Source organism: Mesotoga sp. HF07.pep.5.2.highcov, from assembly GCF_003666285.1.
Taxonomy (GTDB): Bacteria; Thermotogota; Thermotogae; order Petrotogales; family Kosmotogaceae; genus Mesotoga; species Mesotoga prima.
This window is the reverse complement of sequence record NZ_JFHJ01000183.1, coordinates 1-2,905: the sequence shown is the minus strand read 5'-3', so window position 1 is coordinate 2,905 and position 2,905 is coordinate 1. Positions and strand designations below refer to the sequence as shown.

At 44.5% G+C, this 2,905-nt stretch carries 3 protein-coding genes; all 3 read right to left on the bottom strand.

Annotation, left to right across the window (positions count from 1 at the left end):
- Positions 1–130 precede the first annotated feature (130 nt).
- Positions 131–658, bottom strand: coding sequence for a hypothetical protein (locus BG32_RS16160; protein WP_259459485.1), 528 nt, complete (start codon positions 656–658; stop codon positions 131–133).
- 77 nt (positions 659–735) lie between these two features.
- On the bottom strand, positions 736–1,902 hold the full coding sequence (locus tag BG32_RS03655; RefSeq protein WP_259459484.1) for a glycoside hydrolase family 36 protein: 1,167 nt from the start codon (positions 1,900–1,902) through the stop codon (positions 736–738).
- Positions 1,903–2,099: 197 nt separating this feature from the next.
- Positions 2,100–2,905: PLP-dependent aspartate aminotransferase family protein (locus tag BG32_RS03650; protein ID WP_121526394.1), on the bottom strand; the 806-nt coding region annotated here is incomplete at its 5' end.

Sequence of the window (2,905 nt, the reverse complement as noted above, 5' to 3'; positions counted from 1 at the left end):
ATTTCATTTTTTGGTGGGGAGATCAAAGTTCCTCCCCTAACGGTGTGGATTCTTATCCAAGAGACAGCGTTAACTGATTTCATTTGAAGTTCGCGGTATCTTCCCGTTGTTACTTTATATAATTTTCGTACTAGATATCACATGAATCACTTTTTGCTATCCATATGCTTTTTGGTGGAAGCTCGACTTCCTTAACCGGAGGCTTAACCCCTGACCAATTTTCATACATCTCTTTGAGCTTTATGGAGTGTCTAGGCGTGTCAGTAAGATTGACAAATGAAGTCACATTGCAGTAATTGGCCTTTCTAGTGCAAGTGGCAAAAACACTATTCATTCCGTCAAGGAAGACACGAGGTTCTCCTCCTTTTAGCATTATCGCTTCTTTTAGAAGTGAGATCCCCTGTGAATCAACCAGTTCCATATCGTCGCTGTTTATCATCATTCCATCAAGCAGTCCCACGGACAAGGCGAAGATCCTCTTCTCTTCTTCAGTCATTTCGCACTTTCTCAATATGGCCGTGTCGGGATCATTAAGCCAAAGTCTTCTATGCATAAATGCTCTTGTATAAGCATTTCTTAGTGAAAACCTTGCACTGGGAATACCGATATCCATAGCTTCACCGTTCCATTGTGGAGAGGTATCAGATCCAATCCTCATACCATCCACAAATCCTACCGAAGGAAGAAGCGGCGCGCCGCAACCAAGAATGAAGCAATCTTTTCCGGCGGCATCTCTTATAGCTTCATGCCTATTCTATAAGCCTCGATCGGACCGCAGTCCTCTCTGTATCTCCTTCCGGGAATGGCACCGGCGAAAAGAAAGTCGATCTTCAGATAATCAAAACCAGATCTCCTTATCGAGACAATCAAATCTCTCAGGTGTTCAAGCACCTCGGGATTCGTAGTATCCAGGGAAAATATCTTCTTTCCCCAGTTCCTGTAGGCAATTCTCGGTGAGCCGTCTTCGTTTCTCACGAACCAATCCTGATGTTCCCTGAAGACTTTCGAAGTTTCAGACGCAGAAAACGGTGCAATCCAGAGACCCGCCGAAAATTTCCTCTTTCTTATTTCGGAAGCGATTTCCTTCAGTTCAGGAAATTTGGAGTTTGTTTCGAGCCAATCACCAATATCCTCCTGGTATCCGTCGTCAAGCTGAACCAGTCTATAATCGATTTTCTCTCGATCTCTAATTTCCGCGAGCAGCCGAATATTCTTTGACAGTTGTTCAAAGGTGATGTCTGAGAAGTATTGATACCAACTACACCACCCGACACCGCTGAAATCGTTGAACTCGACCTTGTTGCTTTTCTTGATAAGACTTGCATAATTCTCTAACATACTCCACAAACTGTCTTTGCCAAAAATCACCATCTTCTCGAGCTGAACTGATTCACCTGGCGCCAGTTCAGCCCCAAAGAGATCTGCCGAGCCGCGTATATTGCACTGATCGTCGTTCCAGAGAAAGTATTGATGCGAGAATCTGCTGGATAGAAATCCAACAACCAACTCATCAGTGGCAATGAAGTAATCGCTTGGTCTTCTTCCCTCCCTCAAGATTTCGGGAATAGGTGTTGCTGAGAAGAGACTTATCTCATGTGAATCGGCGTACTGAACGAAAGGATCCACAATCGGTTGTTCCCAGTAAGCCTTGAATGGTAGCCATGATTGCCAACCATTGTAATATACGGGTTCGCTAACGTCCTCTATTTCAAGAAGATCTATCTTTCCGACTTTCTTCGGAGCATCAGATCTATTCACTACTGAAATCTGGAGGAGAATCCCCGGCGAATCGGTAAGTCTCTCGAAGTCGTATATATAAACAAAATTGCCTGCCTCCATTTTGAATTCTTTTCTGTCCGCCAGAAGGAACTCCTCGATACTAGAGACCCTTATTTTCAGCACTTCATATCACCTCACAGCTTGTTGACAATTATAGACGGGTGAAGAAGTAAGTTGAATCGCAGTCTAACCAACAGCTTCATAAGGAAAGCCGTTTATATTCTTATTCCTGCATTTCGGTTTTCTTTGCTTCTTCTCACGCTCAGTTCCTTTATTTCTCAGCTTCCGTTCTTTCCAGCAAAGAGCTGCGACGAGGCCAACTAAATTCCCTTCATAGCGAAATCTAGGTCGGACAGAAGATCCTCTAGATCCTCAATGCCGACAGAGAGTCTTACACCTCCTTCTAAAAGACCTGCATCGCGTAACTGCTCGGCAGACAAAGAAGCATGACTTGTCAAGACAGGAATGGTTGCAAGAGACTCAACACCGGCAAGACTAGTAGCTTCAAGAAACAGCTCGCTCCTTCTTATGAACGATTTAGCTGCACTCAAACTTTCCAGTTCGAGATAAACTACGCCTCCAAATCCCCTGCATTCAGAGAAACAGGCCGGTACGCTTGCCTTCAACGAAGGATAAGAAACCCGAAGTACTTTTGGATTTTTCGAGAGAAATTCTGCCACTTCTCTTGCATTTCTGTTGTGCAATTCCATCCTAGGGCCAAGAGTCTTCGCCCCGCGGCCAACCAGAAAAGCGTCGAAGGGCGCCCCATTTGTACCCAATTTGATCATTACCTTTCTTACCCTTTTTTCCAGACCACTGTCTTTGAAGGCGGCAAACCCTGCAATGACATCTGAATGCCCGTTCACATACTTGGACAGACTCTGAATGTCTACGTCTGCCCCGTATTCGAGCGGCCTGAAATTATACGGAGATAAAAACGTATTGTCTACTACGAGAACAGCTTCTTTTTCTCTAGTAATTCGAGCAATCCCTTCAATGTCTGAAAGAATCAAATCGGGATTCGACATCGACTCGACATACACAATGCCCGTCTTATCGTCAATAAGAGTTTCCAGTTCATCAATTCGTGACTGATCGAATCTCCTTATCTCAACTCCCATTCCCG